This window comes from Pseudoalteromonas sp. AWH4_217, from assembly GCF_056161105.1.
This window is the reverse complement of record NZ_JBSWYM010000055.1, coordinates 1-911: the sequence shown is the minus strand read 5'-3', so window position 1 is coordinate 911 and position 911 is coordinate 1. Positions and strand designations below refer to the sequence as shown.

Genomic DNA, 911 nt, shown 5'->3' with positions numbered 1-911 from the left:
GGCTTATCGCAAGTTAGTACGTCCTTCATCGCCTCCAACTGCCAAGGCATCCACCGTGTACGCTTAGTCACTTAACCATACAACCCAAAATGGTTTTTCTGCGCCTTTGTCTCCCATGCTGCGTTCCTTAAATATTTTACTTGGTTACAACCAGTAAGGTTGCGCCCTGCGATAAAATATTTAAGCGCCTTGCCTGAAAAACAAATTCATTGAAAAATCTATTTTAAGCTGTAGTGCTAAAGACAGTTTTAACTTCGCCAGAAGTTAAGTAATACTAAAGTAGACGCTAATAAATTCTTTCGAATTTATCGGCATTTTTCTTTCGAAAACTCTATAGAACAACAATTTTCATTGTTATTCCGAGAATTTAATATCAGCTTTCCAAATTTTTAAAGAGCAAGAGAATTACTTCTCAGAGTTAAAAACTCTCAGTTTCTTATTTAAAGTCACTGTCTTAAGAGTGTTTATCTATGAGGAGTAGGTAGTAAAGTGGTGGAGCTAAGCAGGATCGAACTGCTGACCTCCTGCGTGCAAGGCAGGCGCTCTCCCAGCTGAGCTATAGCCCCACATTACTAGGATAACATTGTTCTGAACCAAGCTTCTTTTCGAGGCCAGGCATTAAGTGAGGACGTTTAGTAGTTTCTAAACGACGAGCTTAATAACGCAGCATCGGGAAGAAGTGGTGGGTCTGAGTAGACTTGAACTACCGACCTCACGCTTATCAGGCGTGCGCTCTAACCAGCTGAGCTACAGACCCAAACAATGTTTGTGTTCTCTAATTCTAATCAACAATCATCTGTGTGGACACTTCGAACAAATTAGTTCTAAGTCGATAAGGAGGTGATCCAGCCCCAGGTTCCCCTAGGGCTACCTTGTTACGACTTCACCCCAGTCATGAATCACTCCGTGGT

2 tRNA genes and 1 rRNA gene are annotated in these 911 nt (G+C 41.9%); all 3 read right to left on the bottom strand.

Annotation, left to right across the window (positions count from 1 at the left end):
* Window positions 1–490: 490 nt before the first annotated feature.
* A tRNA-Ala gene (locus ACXAH1_RS24635) sits at window positions 491–566 on the bottom strand.
* 114 nt (window positions 567–680) lie between these two features.
* Window positions 681–757, bottom strand: a tRNA-Ile gene (locus ACXAH1_RS24630).
* A gap of 76 nt (window positions 758–833) precedes the next feature.
* Window positions 834–911 (bottom strand): 16S ribosomal RNA (locus ACXAH1_RS24625); the annotation flags it as partial.